Raw genomic sequence first — 5,073 nt, 5'->3', positions numbered from 1 at the left:
CTGCGACAGGCCGAACCGGTCAGCGTCGAACACCACGATGCAGCTGGCCTGGGGCACGTCCACCCCCACCTCGATCACCGTGGTCGCCACCAGCACCGGCGTCTCGCCGTCCGCGAACCGCCGCATCCCCATGCCGGCCCCTTCCGCGGATCCACGCCTCCGGCAAACCCCGGCGGCCGTAGCGGAAACCGACCCGGGGCCTAGGTGCTCGTCAGGAACGTCTCGTTGCCACGAGCGAAGTCCAACACGGCCCCCGCCAGCTCCACGTCGCCCGACAGCTCGGGGTCCTCGGCCAGCAGCGTCCCGGCGCGCTCGCGCGCGTCCGCGATCAGTGCCGCGTCCTTGACCACGCGCAGCAGCTTCAGGCTCGATTTTCCGCCGGACTGCGCGTCGCCCAGCACATCGCCGGCGCCGCGCAGCTGCAGGTCGGCCTCCGCGATCGCGGCGCCGTCGAGGGTGTCCCGGATCACCGCGAGGCGCTGCTCGCCCAGGCTGCCCGGCTCCGCCCGCGACACCAGGAACGCCCAGCTCGGCGTGCCGCCGCGCCCCACGCGGCCGCGCAGCTGGTGCAGCTGCGACAGGCCGAACCGGTCAGCGTCGAACACCACGATGCAGCTGGCCTGGGGCACGTCCACCCCCACCTCGATCACCGTGGTCGCCACCAGCACCGGCGTCTCGCCGTCCGCGAACCGCCGCATCACCTGCTGTTTGGTCGCGTCGTCGTCACGCCCCGTCAGCGTGGCCATCTCCACCCCCCTGAACTGCGGCAACCGGGACAGCCGCTCCACGATCTGCCCCACCGCGTGCAGCGGCGGCAACGCGGAACCGGCGGCATCGGAGCCGTCCGCGGCACCCCCCGCGCCACCTCCCGACTCCCCCGCATACGGGTCGCCGGTCAGCTCGCCCTCGGTCGCATCGTCGGACTCGTCGATGCGCGCGCACACCACGTAGGCCCGTTCGCCGGCGTCGATGCGCCCGCGGATATGGGCGAACATCGAGGCCATCAGCCGTCCGTCCGACTCGGGGATCACGAACGTGCGGATCGGCTTGCGCCCGCCGGGCAGCTCGGTCAGCCAGGAGATGTCGAGGTCGCCGAACCAGGTCATCGCGGCCGTGCGCGGGATCGGCGTGGCCGTCATCACCAGCAGGTGCGGCGTCCGACCCGACGCGGCCTTGCCCTGCAGGCTCTCGCGCTGCTCGACGCCGAAGCGGTGCTGCTCGTCGATCACCGCGAGCGCGAGGTTCGGCGCCTGGAAGGTCTTGGAGAACGCGGCGTGCGTGGCGACGACGATGCACGGCTCGCCCGAGGCCACGGCCGCCAGCGCCTTGCGGCGGGCGGCGAGCTTCATGCCGCCGGTCAGCAGGATCACCGGCGGCACGCGGACGGCAGGGGCGCCGCCGCCGGCCGGCGCGTCATCGCGGGCATCGGAGACGTCGGGGGCCGCGGGGGCATCGGCTGCGGAAACGGCGCCGGAATCGGGGGCGGGGACGCCGCCACCGGCTTCGGCGTCGGATTCGTCGCGGCCGCCGCGCGCCGCGGAATCGGCGGCGGCATCGCCGGAAGAGGGGACGACGTCGGCGCCGGCTGCGCCGGCCGCGGCGCACAGCCGGTCCATCATGCCGGCGATGGTCCGGTGGTGCTGTTCGGCGAGCACCTGCGTCGGCGCGACGAGCACCGCCTGGTGGCCGGAGCCGACGGCCTGCAGCATCGCCGCGACCGCCACGACGGTTTTGCCCGAGCCGACCTCGCCCTGCAGCAGCCGCTGCATTGGGCGGTCGGCGGCCATGTCGGCGGCGATGTCGTCGACCACCGCGCGCTGGCCGTCGGTCAGCGAGAACGGCAGGCCGTCGATGAACGCGTCACGCAGCCCGGTGTCCGCGCACGGCTCGGCGGCGGACTGGCCGGCGTGGCGGCGCGCCTGCAGCAGCGCGGTCTGGCAGACGAACGCCTCCTCGTAGCGCAGCGTGCCGATGGCGGCATGGAAGTCCTTGACCGACACGGGGTCGTGGATCGCCAGGAAGGCCTCGGCGCGGTGGTGCAGCCCCTTGTCGGCGCGGATCGATTCGGGGATGATGTCGGGGATCGCGGCCTCGAGGCCGGCGAGCAGGCGCCCGCGCGCCGCCGCATCCGACTCCGGGGCCTCCACGGACACATTGTGCGTATCGGAAAAATCGGGCGAAGGCGCAGGAATGGCTTTAAATGGCGGTTCGGGTGCGGGCGCCGATGCGCTTGCCACGGGCACATTGTGCATATGGGACGGCGGCACCGCGTCGGTTGCGGACGCGGGCGCCGGGGCGGGCGTGCCGTCGTCGCCGGCGAGCAGGCGCAGGATGGCGAGGATCGAATCGTGGATGTGGTCGCTGGAGATGCGCGAGCTGGCATGGTAGACCGGGCGCGGGCGGCAGACGCGAGCCAGGGCCTCCTCCACGCCGCCGGCGTCGGCCCGCGGCGCGGGCGCCCCGGCGACGGGGGCCGCGATGGTCAGCACCTCGGGATGGGTGAACTGCAGCTGGTCGTTGAACACGCTCGGCTGCCCGCTGACGACCACGCGCGCGCCCTGGCGCAGCCGCGCGCCCATCCAGTCGACGTACTGCTTCTTGTACGAGAAGAACACCAGCCGCGCCACCGCGGCGGACACGCCCCGCGACGCGGCGAACGCGGCGTCGTCGACCACGGCCTCCAGCCGGTAGCCGCGGCGGGCGTTCATCGGCACGACGCGCAGCGCGCGGACCTCGCCGGCGAACGCCATCGCCTCGCCGATGCGCGCCTCGCGGATCGCGCGCAGCGGCACCGGATCGGTCACGCGGAACGGATAGTAGGTCAGCGCGTCGCCCACGCTCACCACGCCCAGCGACTTGAGCGCCCCCACGCGACGCCTGTTCGTCATCAACGACGAGATCGGGGTGCCTAACGTAACGCTCATGCCACCCATTCTCCCACGGCCGTGCGCGGACCTCCGGCACGGCCGCGCACCGCGGCGCGGGCGGCGACAGAGGCGAGGACAACGGACCGGACGGCAGCGACGGCAATGGCGGCGGACCGGACGACGGAGACCGCGGCGGCGACGCGGGCGGCGCCACGCCCGGCGAGGACGACAGAAGCCCCGGGGCGGTCACGCCACCCCGGGGCTTCGTAAAGCGTTAGCGCGCGATTCACGCGGCGACGCGAGCGACCTTGCCGGCCTTCAGGCACTTGGCGCACACGCGGACGCGGACGTTCTCGCCGTCGATCGTGGTGCGAACCGGCTGCAGGTTCGGGCGGAAGGTGCGCTTATTGCGGATATGCGAATGCGATACGGTGTAACCGGTCTGCGGTCCCTTACCGCACACTGCGCAACGAGCTGCCATGATGGACTCCCTTGATACTTGCTTCCAAGTCTGCCGTGCCCAGACAGCGGTCTGAACACACAACTTCACTAATATAGCCGCAAATCCGACAAACCGCAAATGCAGCGTGTATTATGCCGGCCACTATACCGCGGCGGCCCGACCGTCGCACGGGGCGCGGGACCGGGCCTCCCCGACCCCGGCGACCCGATGCGGCCGATGCGGCCGACACGTCGCGTCCGCCATGCGGGACCGGACCGGGACATGCGCCTGCGGCCCGACCGCCCCGGCAGACACCCCCGCACCGGCCGTCCCGTACGGACGGGCGCCGGGTGCCGCATGACGCGCCGCGATGACGCCTACGGAGGAATCACCCTCGGGAACGAGTGCGCCCGCCGGCGGACGCACGCTAATATCGACGGTACGGCGGTCGCACGGAAGCTCCCGACCTCTCAGGCAACTCCCATGCGATCGCGGTACAACCGGTAATACCTACGCGCGAAGGGGCGCGTGCAGGGTCTAAGGAGGCATCATGGCCGATACTGGCAACACCACGGCGCGCCGCAATGCGCATGCGCCGACCGTCATCTCCCTCGGGCAGGTCTGGGTCGACATCATGATGGCCGTCGACGAGCTGCCGAAGGCGGGCGAGTTCACGGCCTGCACGAACACCACGCCCACGGTGGACGGCGTGTTCCGCATGATGCTCGCCGCCCGGCGCATGGGCGCGCCCGTCGAGCACGCCGGCATCGTCGGCGAGGGGCCGTGGGCCGCGCTGGTGCGCCGCGCGTACGAGGAGTCCGGCATCACGCACACCGGCCCGACCCGACTCGACGCGGACACCGGCTTCCGCCTGGTCGTCAACGACAGCCACGGCGGGAAGACCTTCATCGCGACCTACGGCGCCGAATCGCAGGGCAACGAGACGTCGTTCGACACCGTGGACCCGCAGCCCGGCGACGTGGTGCACCTGAGCGGCAACTCGCTGATGGACCACACGGCCGCCGGCATCGACGGGTTCGTGCGCCGCATCGCCGGAGACCCGGACGCGCGCGACTACCGGGTCGTGCTCAACCCGACCAACTCGCTGCACCTGGTCAACGACCGCCTGCTGGAGGACCTGGTGCTGGCGCGCCCGATCTGGTCGTGCAACCGCCAGGCCGCCTACAAGCTCGCCGACCGGCTCGGCGTGGCGATGGACGAGGTGCCGCTGACCGTCGGCGGGACCTTCGACAACGAGATGCGCGCGCTGTGCGACGACCTGGGCACGGCGCTGCGCGCGCCGCTGGTCGTCCGGGCCGGATCGCGCGGCGCCTGGGTGCGTCTGCCCGGCGGCGAGGTCACGCACGTCGAGGGCTTCCCGACCAAGGCGGTGCACACCCGCTCGGCCGGCACCTGCCACACCGGCGTACTGTGCGCGATGCTCGCGCAGGGCCAGTCGCTGGTCGAGGCCACGCGGGTGGCGAACGCCGCGTCGTCGCTGGCGATCGAGCACAGCCGCAACGGCATCCCGGTGCCGCCGTTCCGCGACGAGGTCGTCACCCTGCTCGACAGCGTCGACCCCGCCCCGCTCCAGCGGTGACGCGCTCCCCCACGCGTGAAGGGCCGTGCGCTCCGGAGTGAACCGCACCCCGATTGTTGGACTGGAGAAATTCAGATTCGATGATCGGAGGTGCGGTTCTTGCGTATGCGGGAGGATCGGAGGAAGCGTTATGATGACGGGTTTCGGCGAGAGGCGTTGAGGCT

At 72.1% G+C, this 5,073-nt stretch carries 3 protein-coding genes and 1 pseudogene; 1 reads left to right on the top strand and 3 read right to left on the bottom strand.

Features of this window, described 5'->3' with window-relative positions; genetic code table 11:
- The 3 genes and pseudogenes from KIH73_RS11245 to rpmB form a co-directional block, all read right to left on the bottom strand.
- Positions 1 to 126: pseudogene (locus KIH73_RS11245) on the bottom strand (helicase-related protein); the annotation flags it as partial.
- Positions 127 to 200: 74 nt separating this feature from the next.
- Positions 201 to 2,924, bottom strand: a complete 2,724-nt coding sequence (locus tag KIH73_RS10620; RefSeq protein WP_219083326.1) for an ATP-dependent DNA helicase RecG — start codon at positions 2,922 to 2,924, stop codon at positions 201 to 203.
- A gap of 229 nt (positions 2,925 to 3,153) precedes the next feature.
- Positions 3,154 to 3,348, bottom strand: coding sequence for a 50S ribosomal protein L28 (gene rpmB, locus KIH73_RS10615; RefSeq protein WP_219083324.1), 195 nt, complete (start codon positions 3,346 to 3,348; stop codon positions 3,154 to 3,156).
- Positions 3,349 to 3,859: 511 nt separating this feature from the next.
- Here rpmB and KIH73_RS10610 point away from each other — a divergent pair.
- Positions 3,860 to 4,909 carry a PfkB family carbohydrate kinase gene (locus tag KIH73_RS10610; RefSeq protein WP_219083322.1) on the top strand — a complete coding sequence of 350 codons (1,050 nt, stop codon included), beginning with the start codon at positions 3,860 to 3,862 and terminating at the stop codon, positions 4,907 to 4,909.
- The last annotated feature ends 164 nt before the right edge of the window (positions 4,910 to 5,073 follow it).

Origin of the sequence: Bifidobacterium phasiani (assembly GCF_019331775.1) — a bacterium.
Taxonomy (GTDB): Bacteria; Actinomycetota; Actinomycetes; order Actinomycetales; family Bifidobacteriaceae; genus Bifidobacterium; species Bifidobacterium phasiani.
Note: the sequence above shows the minus strand (reverse complement) of the source record. Positions and strands in the feature narration are given on the sequence as shown.

Coding starts and splice junctions, on each gene's coding strand:
- KIH73_RS10620 (WP_219083326.1), bottom strand. CDS start 2,924: ATGAGCGTTACGTTAGGCACCCCGATCTCGTCGTTGATGACGAACAGG.
- rpmB (WP_219083324.1), bottom strand. CDS start 3,348: ATGGCAGCTCGTTGCGCAGTGTGCGGTAAGGGACCGCAGACCGGTTAC.
- KIH73_RS10610 (WP_219083322.1), top strand. CDS start 3,860: ATGGCCGATACTGGCAACACCACGGCGCGCCGCAATGCGCATGCGCCG.